This is a genomic window from Pseudomonas sp. KH_021 (genome assembly GCF_057838865.1).
The window spans coordinates 5,316,181-5,330,196 of the sequence record NZ_CM174477.1; the positions used below are offsets into that span (position 1 = coordinate 5,316,181).

A 14,016-nucleotide genomic window follows, 5' to 3' on the forward strand; every position below is an offset into this window, starting at 1 on the left:
TGGTCGCTATTATCCGGTTTTTCGGTTGGAAGTCTTGCGCTTTTGGCGGTGGCCGCTGGCCGGTGCCTCGCCACATCAGCATTTTGTAAATGTGTAAAAAGCCAGTCATCGCACGTTCAAGCGCGATGACTGGCAGATCAAACTCAATCACTCAGCGTTACGCAAACTCTTTGCGCAGCTGTCGGGCAGCGGTCACCATATGCACCAAAGCCGCTTCCGTTTCTGGCCAGCCACGGGTTTTCAAACCGCAATCCGGGTTGACCCACAAGCGCTCGACAGGAATACGCTTGGCGGCATTGCGCAGCAAGTTGGCCATTTCAGAAGCATCTGGAACACGTGGCGAATGGATGTCGTACACGCCTGGGCCGATTTCATTCGGGTAGGCGAAGGCTTCAAACGCCTCCAGCAGCTCCATGTCCGAGCGCGAGGTTTCGATGGTGATCACGTCGGCATCCATCGCTGCAATGGATTCGATCACATCATTGAACTCGCTGTAGCACATGTGGGTGTGGATCTGGGTTTCGTCACGCACGCCCGAGGCGCACAGACGGAAGGCTTCAGCCGCCCAGTCCAGGTAGTGCTGCCATTGCGCTTGGCGCAGGGGCAGGCCTTCGCGGAAGGCGGCTTCGTCGATCTGTACGATCTTGATGCCGGCGGCTTCCAGATCAACCACTTCATCACGAATGGCCAGGGCCAGTTGGCGGGCTTGCACTTCACGGGTCACGTCTTCACGCGGGAAAGACCACATCAGCATGGTCACAGGGCCGGTCAGCATGCCTTTCATCACCTTGTCGGTGAGGCCTTGGGCGTAGCGAATCCATTCGACGGTCATGGCTTTCGGGCGGCTCAGGTCGCCGAAGATCACGGCCGGTTTAACGCAGCGTGAACCATAGCTTTGGACCCAACCGAAACGGGTGAATACGTAGCCGTCCAGTTGCTCGGCGAAGTATTCGACCATGTCGTTACGCTCGGCTTCACCGTGAACCAGTACATCCAGCCCCAGGCAATCTTGAACTTCGACCGCGTGCTTGATTTCGCTGTGCATCGCTTCGGTGTATTCGGCTTCGCTCAACTTGCCTTGCTTGAACGACTTGCGGGCCAGGCGGATGGCACCGGTTTGCGGGAACGAGCCGATGGTGGTGGTCGGGAACAGCGGCAGATCCAGGCCGGCCCGTTGCTTGGCGATACGGGTGGCAAACTCGGATTGGCGCTGGCTGTCCTGGGCGGTAATTGCAGCGACACGTGCCTGCACCGCGGGTTTGTGGATGCGCGAGGAAGCCGCACGGCTGGCCTGGACGACGCGGCTCCGTGCCAATGCATCCAGTACAGGCGCTGCTTCTGGTTCGTTCAGAGCGCGGGCCAGGATGGCAACTTCTTCGCACTTCTGTACGGCGAAAGCCAGCCAGCTCTTGAGCTCGGCGTCCAGTTTGTCTTCACGCCCCAGGTCTACCGGGCTGTGCAACAGGGAGCAGGAAGGCGCAACCCACAGGCGATCACCCAAGCGCTCTTTGGCGTGTTCAAGCACGGCCAGCGCTTTTTCCAGATCGCAGCGCCAGACATTACGGCCATTGACCAGCCCCAGCGACAGCACTTTATAAGCTGGCAGACGATCCAGAATCGTGGGGTACTGATCCGGCGCGCGCACCAGATCGATGTGCAAGCCATCCACGGGCAGGTTGGCGGCCAGGCCGAGGTTTTCTTCCAGGCCACCAAAGTAGGTGGCGAGCAGTTTTTTCAATGGGTCGCGCTGGATCTGGTTGTAAGCGCGCTCAAAAGCGTTTTTCCATTCCTGTGGCAAGTCCAGTACCAGGATCGGCTCGTCGATCTGAACCCACTCAACGCCCTGGGCAGCCAGACGCTGGAAGATCTGGCCATACAGCGGAAGCAGCCGATCGAGCAGGTCAAGCTTGTCGAAATCGTCGCCTTTGGCTTTGCCCAACCACAAGTAGGTCAGCGGGCCGATGACCACCGGTTTGACGCTATGGCCCAACGCCTTGGCTTCTTCGACTTCTTCAAACAACTGGTCCCAGCCCAGTTGAAATTGCTGGTCCGCCGTGAACTCAGGGACCAGGTAGTGGTAGTTGGTGTCGAACCACTTGGTCATTTCCTGGGCGTGTGCACCGCCACAGCAGCTGTCGCTGACGCCGCGCGCCATGCCGAACAATGTTTGCAAGGAGGTTTTGCCATCGTGCGGGCGGAAGCGCTCCGGGATGACACCGAACATCAGCGAGTGGGTCAGGACCTGGTCGTACCAGGCAAAGTCGCCGACCGGCAGCAGCTCAATCCCGGCTTTTTTCTGAATGTCCCAATGCGTCTTACGCAGCTCGGCGCCCACAGCGCGCAGCTGGGCCTCGTTCAACTCGCCCTTCCAGAAAGCTTCTTGAGCTTTCTTCAGTTCGCGATCGCGGCCTATGCGAGGGAAGCCGAGGGAATGGGCCAGTGCCATGACAAAAAACTCCAATGTGTTGATGGGAGCTATTGTCGATACTGAAGGGATGGTGAGACAAACTCATATTATTCTTGATCATCACAAGTTTTTCTCATCATTGGATCAAATCCGCGATCAGTGCTTCATGCCATGGGCGTGATCATGACCACCCAGCGCTCGTGCGGGCGCTTCTACCTTGATGACTTCTTTCTCGCCTTGGGCATTCTCGATGTTCAAGGTCAGCGGCACCTTGTCGCCCTCCTTGATCTGTGCATTCAGGTCAATCAGCATCACGTGATAACCCTCGGGGCTCAAGGCGACGGCGGTTCCGGCCGGCAGATCTACGGCCGCGACCGGTTGCATGCTCATCACGTCGTTTTTCATCGTTGATTGATGAATCTGGACTATTTTGGCGACGGGCGACTCAACACTGAGCAGTTTGCCCGCGGTGCTGGAGGTGATGGTCATAAAGGCCCCGGACGCTTGCTGGCCCGGCACGGTGGCACGTGCCCATGCATCGGTCACCTGCACCTGCGCGTTGGCCTGGGCAGCCCCCATGAGCAGTGAGCAGATGACGGCGGCGTGCTTGATCCCTTTGATTAGTGTGCGGTTCATTAGCAGATCTCCATGAGCGTGACCAAGTCTTGCGCGCATTCTTGCGCGGTGAGCGATTGAGAGAGGCCCAGGCGCAATACACCCCTGGAATCAAAGACGAAGCTGGTGGCGGTATGGGACATGGTGTAGGTCGAGCCGCTGGGGATCTTCTCGTAGAAAACCTCGAATTCCTTGGCCGTTGCGGCGGTTTCTTCAAGGGTGCCGTACAAGGCTTCGAAGGTTGGATCAAATGCCTTGATGTAGGCATCCAGCACCTGAGGTGTATCGCGTTCAGGGTCTAGTGTGATGAAGACCACTTGCAGGCGATCACCGTCCCGGCCCATCAGCTTTTTGGCCTGGGCGGCTCGGGCGAGCGTGGTCGGGCAGACGGCCGGGCACTGGGTGAAGCCAAAGAAAATCATGGGCATCATGCCCCGATAGCTCGAAAGCATACGCTCATTGCCGTCTGTGTCGCGCAGCTTGAAACCACGCCCAAGGATCTTGTTGCTCAAGTCCTTGCCGTATTTGAATGACAACCCGCTGCGGGTATCGCAACCGGTGAGCAAGCCCAAAGACAACAGGCTAAGGCCTGTAACCACTTGGCGGCGAGACAACGAAACGCTCATGAAGTACGTCCTTTGAAAAATCAGACGGTCAAATGGCGCGCATGGTATCAAACCGTGTCCAAACTAAAGCGTCCCAATTGTCGCACCCCGTTGCGAGGCGCGCGGGGCTTGTTGTGTTAGCGACAGAAATTTGCACGATCGCCATAATTGCCTTTGACCATCAGCAAGCGACGGGCTGTGCTGAAAGACAAGACCAGAGATATGGCCAAAAAATCATCAGTCATCGAAGACTTCATCGACCTCGCCAGCAAACTACCCCGATGGGTCAGGGGCTTGCTCGACCAGCGGACTGCCAAGGCCAACCCTCCCAACCCTTGCGCCAGCGTCAACGAGGTCGCAGAGCAAATTGAGCCGGTGTTGGCTCCTGAACCGGTGAAGCCCCCTCCCCCCAAGAAACCTACGCCACCGATTCAACCCAAGCCACCCGCCTGCCCCCACTGCAAAAAACCGATGGTCATGAAAGTGGCGCGCACCGGCCGCAATGCAGGCGGCGACTTTTGGGGCTGCACGGATTATCCGAAGTGCCGTGGGATTCGCGCCATTTTTCCCACGGCAGGTGTTAACAAACCCAAATAGAAGGTCGCCAGGCCTTCGGGATCACCGTTTGCCAGTCGATGGCAACAGCACGGCGAGTACGCCGAACAGGGGCAGATACGAGCACAGGGTGTAGACGTATTCGATGCCGTGGATATCCGCCAGATAACCCAGAAGGGCCGCACCGATACCGCCAAAGCCAAACATCAGGCCGAAGAAGATACCGGCGATCATGCCGACATTGCCGGGTACCAGTTCCTGGGCATAAACCACGATGGCGGAGAACGCCGAGGCCAGGATAAAGCCGATGATCACGCTCAACACGCTGGTCCAGAACAGGTCCACATAGGGCAGCAACAAGGTGAAGGGCGCCACACCCAGGATCGAGAACCAGATCACGGCCTTGCGCCCGATGCGGTCGCCAATCGGGCCACCGAAGAAGGTGCCGGCCGCGACTGCGCCCAAAAACAGGAACAGGTGCAGTTGCGAGCTGGCCACCGACAGGTCGAACTTCTCGATCAGGTAGAAGGTGAAGTAACTGGTGAAGCTGGCCATGTAGAAATACTTGGAGAACACCAGCAAGCCCAATACCACCAGCGACGCGATCACCCGGGACTTGCTCAGCCCGTGAGTCGCTTTCTGGCCCTGCTTGGCCTTGAAGTTGTTCAAGTGCTCGCGATACCAGCGGCTCAAACCGTAGGTCACACCCAGGGCCAGGAGCGCAAACAAGCCAAACCAGACCACATTGACCTGGCCAAACGGGATGATGATGGCAGCTGCCAGCAACGGGCCGAAAGCGGAGCCTGCATTACCTCCCACTTGAAAGGTGGACTGCGCCAGGCCAAATCGCCCACCAGAGGCCAGCCGCGCAATGCGCGAGGTTTCGGGGTGAAAGGTTGAAGAACCAATGCCGATCAATGCTGACGCCACCAAAATCATCGGAAAGCTGCCGACAAAGGCCAACATCAGGATCCCCACCAATGTGCACACGGTGCCCAGTGGGAGCAGGTTCGGCATCGGCTTGCGGTCTGTATAAAAGCCTACCCAAGGCTGCAGCAGCGAAGCTGTGACCTGGAAGGTCAGGGTAATCAGGCCGATCTGAGTGAAGGTGAGCCCGTAGCTGGCCTTGAGTAGCGGGTAGATCGACGGCAGTACCGCCTGGATCAAGTCATTGATCAAATGCGCCAGCGCACAGGCGGCGATGATGCGCATGACCAGTGGGCTGCTCTGGACAGCCGAGGCTACAGACGCCGGGCTCGCTGAAGTACTGCTCGAAGCCATGGTGAACATTCCATACCGCGAAGTGGGATCCAATTATCCAGAATCCAATCGTTATCGCGCTATCGATTTTATTGCTCACCGATCAACGCCCTGCCCGCCCCAGGTTTTTCGAGATTTTTAGGCCTGCAAAGCTAAGCAATTGATCATTCGCATAAATTTTTTAAATCGGGTGTTGACACATCTCAATTTTCAGCCAATAATGCGCGCCACTTGGCTACATAGCTCAGTTGGTTAGAGCATAGCATTCATAATGCTGGGGTCCGGGGTTCAAGTCCCTGTGTAGCCACCAAGTACTTGTTCAATGATATCGCTCGATGTCATTGAACATACAAGAAACCCGCCTAGTGCGGGTTTTCTTGTTTCTGGGGCATTCGTTTGTCACTCCAGGTCTCCTGACAGTCCTCGCCATCGTGTATGCCGCAGATGGCAAACCCCTCGCTACTCATTGTAAATAGCCACCTGTCTCACTTGTCCACCATCATTTATCTCAACCCAAAGCAGACATTTATTCGTGTCGTTCAATCACCGGACTTTGGGCCAGGTTTTTCGTCATGCCAGAAAAACAAGGCCGCAATCGCGGCCTTGTAGTTTTCCAGGGTGTTACTCGTGTGTATGTCCGTGATCGGCGCTCTCGGATGTAGCGTCTTTCTCACCACCGCCGCATGCAGTCATAAGGCCGAGGAAGCAGATCAGGAGCATCGAACGAATCAAAGTAGTTGGGGTTTTCATAGGGTAGTTCTTCAAGAGTGGAGGAAAATAAAGGGTCTGTGGTCAGGCTAAACCCTGCGTTTTCGGCAGCAGGATAACCATCGTTGCTGCGAGCTACTGTTTGACGCCCAAGTAATCGCCAGTTGTCTTGAGTGAGATGGTCACGTCGTTGTTGCTGCGATTACGCCAAAACCAACCGTGGGTGCCGTCAAAAAGGGCGGTGAACTCACCTTTATTACTGTTGACCTGCTTGCCCTTGTTGTAGCTATGGAAGTAACCCTTTTCGCCGTTGTAGGGCTCGCCATGGGTGTCGTAATTCACAGGCCCACCCGCCGCTGTCCATTCATAGCTGACAGTCTTGTTCTTCAGCACTTCCAGTTTGATCTCTGTCCCTTCACCAGGTTTAAGCGTGACGGTCATTTGATCGGTCTTCAAGGCAGGGGCAGGTGTCGCCACTGGCTGAACAGCTGGTTGCACAACCTGTGAAGCCGGAGCCGGAACCGCTGCCTGCGGCAAAGCTGCATCCGCCAACGCCTCTTGGGCAAGGATGATCTTGAGTTCGCCCATCTGGGTCAGCCCCAGTGCGCGGCCCACCCCCGTAGGATCAACGGCATATTCCGAAGGCATGACCACAGTCACCAGCAAACCGACCGCAGTCAGCAGGGCAATGACAGTCGAACGAACCAGTTTGCGAGTGCTAGGCAATTCATTAACAGTTGGAAGCGGGGTATTGAACATGGTCAGAATTCCTTACGCGGAGACAAACAGGCCGGTGATCTGGTAACCCATCAGGAGGAAGCCGGCACTCATCATGGCGACGTTGGCGGCATAGGCGTGGCGCCAGAAACTGCCGGTGCGCCGCCAATACCCCATCAGAATGAGAATCGCGCTAAGTGCCAACAACTGGCCGATCTCGACGCCGACGTTAAAGGCGATCAGATTCGGAATCAGGCCATCAGGCGAGATTTCGTACTCCTGGATCTTGGTGGCCAGACCAAAACCGTGAAGCAGGCCAAAAACCAGCGTGGCCACTTTGGTATTGGGTTGGAAACCGAACCAGCGCTGAAACGCGCCCAGGTTATCGAGCGCCTTGTACACCACCGAAAAGCCGATGATGGCGTCGATGATGTAAGAGCTGATGCTGACCTCGGCCAGCACGCCCAGCAGCAGCGTGACCGAGTGGCCTACAGCAAACAGCGTGACGTAGAGCCCCACGTCTTTCAGGCGGTATAGAAAGAAGATCACCCCGAACAGAAACAGCAGGTGGTCGTAGCCCGTCATCATGTGCTTGGCGCCCATGTAGATGAACGGCAACAACATCACGCCTGAGCTTTCCTGGATGAAACCCTTGTCGCCTTCAGCCACGGCATGAGCCATCGCCTCGGGCATTCCGAGGAAAAATGCCGCGACAAGTAAAAAAAACAGCAGTAGTGGGCGACGCGAAGGCGCAGTAAATGCGTCAACGCCGCTCATCGAGTGCGAATGCATGGATTAATCCTACGTTGCAGGGATCAAAGGCCGCAATGCGGCCATGGTCAGGAGGCGAACGAAGGACGGGGTGGGCGCTCGATCAGGAAAGTCGGCGGCCGAGGAACGTAATATCGGAGGGCATCGACCCGCACGGATAGCTTCGGCTGTGCAGCCACACTCAACGTGGAAGTGAGCTGCGGTGTCTCGTGCTGATGGTCAGGGGTTAACGGCGAATGATAGTGATCCGAGCAGTTGGTGCACGACATCTCGGCCTGCTCGTCATGGGCGTGATAGGCGTCTTGCGCAATCTCCCAGGCAGGCTGTTTGGCCGCAACCAACAATGTATAGGTATGCCCTGCCCAAGCCATCAACATGGCCAGAGCAAGTGCGAGTACCACTGTCATTGTCAGGGAGCGACTGAGCATAGTGTCTGTGTTCTAACTCGTTTGTTGTGGCGGCTATACGTTTGACCATATCCCCCCAGGGGGGATAGGATGCCAGCGTAATTCATTGAAGGCCGAGGCTCAAGCCATGAGTGAGCACGAACACGATCACAACCTTCCCCATACCCACCAAAGTCACGAGGCGATCATCAAACGTCTCAAGCGGGCGGATGGTCATCTGCGCAGCATCATCACCATGATTGAAGACGGTCGTGAGTGCGTGGACATTGCTCAGCAACTGCATGCTGTCGAAAAAGCCGTGTGCCAAGCCAAGCGCACACTTATCCAGGATCACATCGATCACTGCCTGGAGGACACCGTTTCGGCGCTGAACAATGGCAATCGCGCCCCCCTGGAAGCGTTCAAACAAATCACCAAGTACCTCTAAGACTGACATGCCCAATTTCGCTGAACTGCTGCAACAGGGTGGCTCTCAAGCCTGGCTCTACTTCCCGAGCGCTATCTTGCTCGGTGCTTTGCATGGCCTCGAGCCGGGCCATTCAAAAACCATGATGGCGGCGTTCATCGTCGCCATCCGTGGTTCGGTAAAACAGGCGGTGCTATTGGGCCTGGCCGCTACGCTGTCGCACACCGCCGTGGTGTGGTTGGTCGCTATTGGCGGCATGTATTTGGGTAAAGGTTTGGACGCACAAACCACTGAGCCTTACTTTCAACTGGCATCTTGCGCGCTGATTATTGTGATTGCCCTGTGGATGCTCTGGCGGACATGGCGTGGTGAGCAGATGTTCAAGTTCGAGCAAGGCGATGATCACCATCATGGCGATCATGACCACGCGCATCACGATGAAACTCACCGTATTGATACCGGTCATGGCCGGATCGAGCTTTCAATCTTCGAGGACGGTTTGCCCCCACACTGGCGGATGAAAGTGCTAAGTGGCCATGGCTGGCCGGCTGCCCAAGTTCTATTGACCACTATCAGGTCCGATGGGAAGACCCAGCAATTCGCCTTTGCCGAGCGAGAGGGGTACCTCCAATCGACAGATGATATTCCTGAGCCCCATGAATTCAGCGCGCGGCTCAGCCTCGGCCATGCGGGTCATTCGCATGACTATGATCTTGATTACCGCGAGCACGATCATGGTCACGCCCATTCCGAGCTGGAGGGCTTAGAGCTGTCTGTCGATGGCTATCAGGACGCGCATGAACGTGCTCATGCCAACGACATCCGTAAGCGTTTTACCAACCGGGAAGTCACAACGGGGCAGATCATCATGTTTGGCCTGACCGGCGGCCTTATTCCATGCCCTGCAGCCATCACCGTATTGCTGCTCTGCCTCCAGGTTAAAGAAGTCGCACTGGGCGGCATGCTGGTTCTGTGCTTCAGCATTGGATTGGCGCTTACCCTCGTTGCAGTAGGGAGCGCTGCAGCAATTGGTGCAAGACAAGCGTCCAATCGCTGGCCATGGCTGGGTACCGTGGCGCGGCGTGCGCCCTACCTCTCCAGCGTCCTGATTATCGGTGTCGGCCTCTATGTGGGCTTCCACGGCTGGATCGGGCTGAACAGCTAAAGGCGTGATTGCCGCTGTCCTTTCGTTCTCTTCGGTGGCTGCGTTCGCACACAGTGGTGGTACCGACGCCAAGGGTTGCCACACCAACCACAAAACTGGCAGCCGCCCCTGCCACTAAGCGGCAATGCCCAGCAGTTGCTGGGCCTCCCAAATGATGGTGATTAGAACCAAAGCTGGAAAAACGCTCCCCAGTTCCCATTGCGCACCAGGTACACCAGCAAACCGACTACACCGCAGCTGAGCAGTACCTGAATGACGCCGCGCTTGAAGTGAAACAACGCTATGGCAGCGGCTATCGCAATCACCAGCGAAGGCCAGTCCAGAGCTGCTCCAAATCCATTGGGCCACAGCACGTGGTAACCGAAAAACATGGCGAGATTGAGGATAACGCCCACAACAGCAGCGGTAATGCCAGTGAGTGGGGCGGTGAACTTGAGTTCGTTGTGAGTCGACTCCACCAACGGCCCACCAGCCAGGATGAACAAAAACGAAGGCAGGAAGGTGAACCAGGTCACCAGGCTTGCCGCTACGGCACCGGCGAGGAATGCCTGATCGGCGCCGAAGACTTGATGGACATAAGCACCCACAAAACCAACGAAGGCCACCACCATGATTAGCGGCCCAGGCGTGGTTTCACCCAAGGCCAGACCATCGATCATTTGGGTAGGAGTCAACCAGCCGTAATGACCAACCGCACCCTGATATACATAAGGTAGAACGGCGTAGGCACCACCGAAGGTCAGCAAGGCGGCCTTGGTGAAAAACCAGCTCATCTGGGTCAAGGTACCTTCCCAGCCAAAGAGTGCAGTCAGGACGCCCATGGGCAGGACCCACAACACGATACCGATCAGTATCAACAACGCGAGGCGCGACCAGCAGAAACGGGCGTGTTCTGGCGCAGGTGTATCGTCATCGATCAATGCCGGACCGAACGACTTTTGCGCCGCACCGTGGCCACCGACCCTGAACTTCTCCGGGGCTAGACGCCCACCGAGGTAACCCAGCACGGCCGCCGCCAGGACGATCAAAGGGAAGGGAATATTCAGGGCAAAGATCGCTACGAACGAAGCTGCCGCGATGGCCCATAACCAGCTGTTTTTCAACGCCCTGGAGCCAATCCGGTGAGCGGCATGAACTACGATGGCCGTGACGGCTGGCTTGATGCCGTAGAAGAGGCCTGCTACCAGGGGGACTTCGCCAAAAGCGATATACATCCAGGACAATGCAATCAGGATGAACAGCGACGGCAGTACAAAGAGGACGCCAGCGATTACACCGCCCCAGGTTCGATGCATCAACCAACCGATGTAGGTTGCCAATTGCTGGGCCTCCGGCCCTGGGAGCAGCATGCAATAATTCAGCGCATGGAGAAAACGCCGTTCGGATATCCAGCGCCGACGCTCCACCAACTCTTGATGCATGATCGAAATCTGTCCAGCCGGTCCGCCGAAGCTGACGAAACCCAACTTCAGCCAAAACCAAAAGGCCTGGAGCAGGCCGACAGCTTCAGGTCGAGACAGGTCAGGCTCAACTACGGGTTTGAAGGCGTTATTCATCGGAGTTTTCCTCTTGCGCAAACTCAGCGAGCAGACCATCGAATATTGCACTTGCCGCTGAAAGCAGAGAGTCATCATGGGGTATGGTTTCTCGTAGCCCCGCCAGGACGCGCTCGATACCGGCAGCCTCAATGGGTTGAACGCCACCGACATCCAGGTAATGCACCAGCGCGGCGAGACGGCTGAGGCCGGGTGCATCAAAGTTGAAGCTGGCTTGTAGGGTTTCGAAGGTCACGCGGTTGCCGATGTGGCTGAAGATTGCCCCATCAAAGTCGAAGCCCAGGGCGTCGGCCGGGCAGTCCTGCGGACTATCCAGCCAGAGGATGCGAGCGAGGGGATCAATGAAGCGTTGAATCAGCCAGGCACTGGCCAGACGGTCAACCCAAGGGCGCTTGCGCGTTGCCCAAACACGGCCCTGGTAATCGCTCTGCCTCAGCACCGTTATGGGTTGTTCTCGGCTGTGCGGCTCATCCGCCGACAAAGCTCTACTGACCGCCGATTCAAGTTCCTGTAATGCTGCGTCAATCTGCTGCTGCGGTTTTCCTGGGAAGTAATCGATGTTGGTCAGCTGAGCATAGGCCTTACGTAACTTGCGGATCTGCTTGGTGGTGCCGAGTGCATTCTCGGTGTTGAGCAGTGCACGGCAGGCTTCGATTTCTGCGCGTAGCTTGTTGTAATCATTGCTACGGTCGAATAACTCGACAAAGCGCTCACCGTCAGGATCGATGACGGGCAGGACGTAAGCGGTGCCATTGATGGCCAGAATGTCACGCTCAACAGACGCAAGCGCTTCACGACAGACACCGGTATCAGGCAGCAGATAGGCACCATCGCGCAAAACAGCCGCACCTGATGCTTTCAGAGCACGCCAAGCGCGCATGCGCTCCGTGGCATTAGCGGTGGGTAAGCCGAGAATCAAAGCGAGCCATTTATTCATGTAGCGATCACTATTTATTTTGTAGCTTAGACTACACCAATAGTGATCTTTGAAAACCAGGATTTTGGCAAGCGGTGCTTGGGCTCCGCGTGAAAGTCCACGCTGTCGAAATCCATCCACACGCTGGATAACTGCACCGGCAGGCAGTCCTACCTACTACCTACCGGTGCCGTGCCTGGTCAGCCGGCATTGCTTTCTGTGCCCTGCTCCACGATATCGGTAAAACTACTAAAGTCCGTCCGAAACGGAAGATCCCCTATAGGGGAGCCTCCGTTTCGGACGGACTCCATCGATAAAAAAAATGCGGCAAGTCAACTCGCAGAGCCCCTCGATTGACCAATGCATCACATGCTTCCTTGAACCGGCTCCTGGGGATGTCTGCAGTTTTCAAAGGCGCTGGTCAATCTCAAGACGAACGACAATGGTTTCGCGACGCGTAGCGGCGACCGTCTGGAGTTAATCGCCCTGGACACCCCGGCCGACCTTAAAGTCGGTGCGCGTACAAGTCATGTTCGACGGCAAACCGCTGATCAGTCTCCGCGCCTCTGGAGTGGTCAGGTGGTTGACACTCTCCCCGACCAGGTCGAGAATAATTATTGAGGACTGCAATTGCGCATCTCTGGGTATGGGCTCCAGTAACGCTCCCCCCAGAATTCGGCAGCAGAGGTACTGGCCCCCTCTGAAGTAGTGACGATGAGCCCGCTCATCGGATCCTGGACCCAAGGTCGATCATGACCCGGTGCTAAAGAATCGCTGCGACTACTCCTCATGAATCCTTAAAGGCGCCCTTCGGGGCGCCTTTTTTTATGGGTCTTCACACATTCCCGTCTGCGGCATGACTTCATTCAGACAAAGCTCAGCACGCCACCTAATACAATCAGTTGAGTGGTCAGCACGAATGCCAGAATCAGTGGCTTGAGCCCCGCCTTGCGCAGGTCGATAAGCCGAGTACTGAAACCCAGGGCGCCCATGGCAGCAGCCAGCAGCAAGTCATCCAGGCCGATCATCAGCTGGTGTACCGGCTCTGGCATGGGTAACCAGGAGTTGATCAGCATGCAGACGATGAAGCCAATCACGAAGGTCGGCACTTTCACCGGCGCAGCCGTCTGACCGGGCGTGGAACGACGATTGATCCAAATGCCCAGGCCGACCAGGAACGGTGCCAGCAACAGCACTCGAATCAACTTGGCGACGATGGCCGCCTCAGCAGCCTGCGGATCCATGGCCTGGCCAGCGGCGACGACCTGGGCCACTTCGTGCAGAGTCGCGCCAGTGAAGATGCCAAAACCGTGGCTAGACCCGAACAAGTTCGGCATCACGCTAAATACCCAGGGATAAAGCAACATGCCCACGGTGCCGAATAGAACCACACAGGCTACCCCGATGGCCACCTGGTCGTTGCGCGCCTTGACCACACCGGCACTGGCGAGAATGGCTGCCGCACCGCAGATGGCATGCCCGGCACCGATCAGCACGGCGGTTTCGCGCTCCATGCGCAGCACTTTTGTGCCAAACCAGATTGCCAGGCTGATCGTCGACAGGATCAACAACGCATCGGTGACGAATGCCTGCACGCCAAGGGCTTGAACTTGATGAACAGTCAACCGCAAGCCATAGAGCGCAACGCCCAGACGCAAGATCGGCTGTTTGCAAAATTGCACGCCGCCAGCCGCAGCCTGATGCACGCGCTCCGGTGCGAGATTGCCGACCAACAGCCCCATCAGCATAGCCAGGGTCAGTGCGCCGATACCGGTACCGTGCAGTACGGGGGACGTCGATAACCACTGCGCCAGTCCAGCCAGCAGGAAACTGCCGATGATTCCGGCAATCAGGTTAAAGGGCAATCGATCGGAACGGCTTAGGACTAGCATGACGAAACCTCGTTTGTGGTCATGCAAGCTTGCAAG

13 protein-coding genes and 1 tRNA gene are annotated in these 14,016 nt (G+C 56.8%); 5 read left to right on the forward strand and 9 right to left on the reverse strand.

The genetic code is table 11. The features are described from left to right. Positions 1-157 precede the first annotated feature (157 nt). The 3 genes from metE to AC3IX4_RS24575 all read right to left on the reverse strand — a co-directional run bounded on the left by metE (position 158) and on the right by AC3IX4_RS24575 (position 3,648). Complete coding sequence (gene metE / locus AC3IX4_RS24565) at positions 158-2,446, reverse strand: 5-methyltetrahydropteroyltriglutamate--homocysteine S-methyltransferase (protein WP_489257935.1); 2,289 nt, start codon at positions 2,444-2,446, stop codon at positions 158-160. Positions 2,447-2,563: 117 nt separating this feature from the next. Then, complete coding sequence (locus tag AC3IX4_RS24570; RefSeq protein ID WP_489257936.1) at positions 2,564-3,043, reverse strand: copper chaperone PCu(A)C; 480 nt, start codon at positions 3,041-3,043, stop codon at positions 2,564-2,566. After that, positions 3,043-3,648 carry an SCO family protein gene (locus AC3IX4_RS24575; RefSeq protein WP_489257937.1) on the reverse strand — a complete coding sequence of 202 codons (606 nt, stop codon included), beginning with the start codon at positions 3,646-3,648 and terminating at the stop codon, positions 3,043-3,045. Before AC3IX4_RS24575 ends, AC3IX4_RS24570 begins: the two co-directional genes overlap by 1 nt. 147 nt (positions 3,649-3,795) lie before the next feature. Here AC3IX4_RS24575 and AC3IX4_RS24580 point away from each other — a divergent pair, with 147 nt between their 5' ends. Next, positions 3,796-4,224 (forward strand): topoisomerase DNA-binding C4 zinc finger domain-containing protein, encoded by a 429-nt coding sequence (locus AC3IX4_RS24580; RefSeq protein ID WP_489257938.1) that lies wholly within the window; start codon positions 3,796-3,798, stop codon positions 4,222-4,224. 21 nt (positions 4,225-4,245) lie between these two features. Here AC3IX4_RS24580 and AC3IX4_RS24585 read toward each other — a convergent pair whose 3' ends face one another. Further along, on the reverse strand, positions 4,246-5,463 hold the full coding sequence (locus tag AC3IX4_RS24585; protein ID WP_489257939.1) for an MFS transporter: 1,218 nt from the start codon (positions 5,461-5,463) through the stop codon (positions 4,246-4,248). Between the two features lie 212 nt (positions 5,464-5,675). Between AC3IX4_RS24585 and AC3IX4_RS24590 the strand changes: the two genes are divergently transcribed. Then, positions 5,676-5,752: transfer RNA gene (locus AC3IX4_RS24590), tRNA-Met, on the forward strand. Positions 5,753-6,285: 533 nt separating this feature from the next. Here AC3IX4_RS24590 and AC3IX4_RS24595 read toward each other — a convergent pair. Next, positions 6,286-6,909, reverse strand: coding sequence for a transmembrane anchor protein (locus AC3IX4_RS24595; RefSeq protein WP_489257940.1), 624 nt, complete (start codon positions 6,907-6,909; stop codon positions 6,286-6,288). Positions 6,910-6,921: 12 nt separating this feature from the next. Next, positions 6,922-7,659 carry a HupE/UreJ family protein gene (locus AC3IX4_RS24600; protein ID WP_489257941.1) on the reverse strand — a complete coding sequence of 246 codons (738 nt, stop codon included), beginning with the start codon at positions 7,657-7,659 and terminating at the stop codon, positions 6,922-6,924. Between the two features lie 513 nt (positions 7,660-8,172). Here AC3IX4_RS24600 and AC3IX4_RS24605 point away from each other — a divergent pair. The 3 genes from AC3IX4_RS24605 to AC3IX4_RS24615 are packed head-to-tail and all read left to right on the forward strand — an operon-like array spanning position 8,173 to position 9,734. Then, positions 8,173-8,472, forward strand: coding sequence for a metal-sensing transcriptional repressor (locus AC3IX4_RS24605; protein WP_489257942.1), 300 nt, complete (start codon positions 8,173-8,175; stop codon positions 8,470-8,472). Between the two features lie 7 nt (positions 8,473-8,479). After that, positions 8,480-9,616: a nickel/cobalt efflux protein RcnA gene (locus tag AC3IX4_RS24610; RefSeq protein WP_489257943.1), complete on the forward strand. Its 1,137-nt coding sequence runs from the start codon at positions 8,480-8,482 to the stop codon at positions 9,614-9,616. Between the two features lie 34 nt (positions 9,617-9,650). Next, positions 9,651-9,734 carry a YHYH domain-containing protein gene (locus AC3IX4_RS24615; RefSeq protein WP_489261358.1) on the forward strand — a complete coding sequence of 28 codons (84 nt, stop codon included), beginning with the start codon at positions 9,651-9,653 and terminating at the stop codon, positions 9,732-9,734. Between the two features lie 43 nt (positions 9,735-9,777). On the opposite strand, the gene chrA is transcribed toward AC3IX4_RS24615, so the two are convergent. From chrA to AC3IX4_RS24630, 3 genes are all read right to left on the reverse strand, one after another. Further along, the gene (chrA, locus tag AC3IX4_RS24620) at positions 9,778-11,172 is read right to left on the reverse strand and encodes a chromate efflux transporter (protein WP_489257944.1); all 1,395 of its coding nucleotides are present in this window, start codon (positions 11,170-11,172) and stop codon (positions 9,778-9,780) included. Continuing rightward, positions 11,165-12,109 carry a chromate resistance protein ChrB domain-containing protein gene (locus tag AC3IX4_RS24625; protein ID WP_489261359.1) on the reverse strand — a complete coding sequence of 315 codons (945 nt, stop codon included), beginning with the start codon at positions 12,107-12,109 and terminating at the stop codon, positions 11,165-11,167. The genes chrA and AC3IX4_RS24625 overlap by 8 nt, the downstream gene beginning before the upstream one ends. An 845-nt stretch (positions 12,110-12,954) precedes the next feature. Next, on the reverse strand, positions 12,955-13,980 hold the full coding sequence (locus tag AC3IX4_RS24630) for a YeiH family protein (RefSeq protein ID WP_489257945.1): 1,026 nt from the start codon (positions 13,978-13,980) through the stop codon (positions 12,955-12,957). Between the last annotated feature and the right edge of the window lie 36 nt (positions 13,981-14,016).

Bases quoted from the DNA above. Each gene is read 5' to 3' on its own strand.
- metE (WP_489257935.1), bottom strand. From the start codon at position 2,446: ATGGCACTGGCCCATTCCCTCGGCTTCCCTCGCATAGGCCGCGATCGC.
- AC3IX4_RS24570 (WP_489257936.1), bottom strand. From the start codon at position 3,043: ATGAACCGCACACTAATCAAAGGGATCAAGCACGCCGCCGTCATCTGC.
- AC3IX4_RS24575 (WP_489257937.1), bottom strand. From the start codon at position 3,648: ATGAGCGTTTCGTTGTCTCGCCGCCAAGTGGTTACAGGCCTTAGCCTG.
- AC3IX4_RS24585 (WP_489257939.1), bottom strand. From the start codon at position 5,463: ATGGCTTCGAGCAGTACTTCAGCGAGCCCGGCGTCTGTAGCCTCGGCT.
- AC3IX4_RS24595 (WP_489257940.1), bottom strand. From the start codon at position 6,909: ATGTTCAATACCCCGCTTCCAACTGTTAATGAATTGCCTAGCACTCGC.
- AC3IX4_RS24600 (WP_489257941.1), bottom strand. From the start codon at position 7,659: ATGCATTCGCACTCGATGAGCGGCGTTGACGCATTTACTGCGCCTTCG.
- AC3IX4_RS24605 (WP_489257942.1), top strand. From the start codon at position 8,173: ATGAGTGAGCACGAACACGATCACAACCTTCCCCATACCCACCAAAGT.
- AC3IX4_RS24610 (WP_489257943.1), top strand. From the start codon at position 8,480: ATGCCCAATTTCGCTGAACTGCTGCAACAGGGTGGCTCTCAAGCCTGG.
- chrA (WP_489257944.1), bottom strand. From the start codon at position 11,172: ATGAATAACGCCTTCAAACCCGTAGTTGAGCCTGACCTGTCTCGACCT.
- AC3IX4_RS24625 (WP_489261359.1), bottom strand. From the start codon at position 12,109: ATGAATAAATGGCTCGCTTTGATTCTCGGCTTACCCACCGCTAATGCC.
- AC3IX4_RS24630 (WP_489257945.1), bottom strand. From the start codon at position 13,980: ATGCTAGTCCTAAGCCGTTCCGATCGATTGCCCTTTAACCTGATTGCC.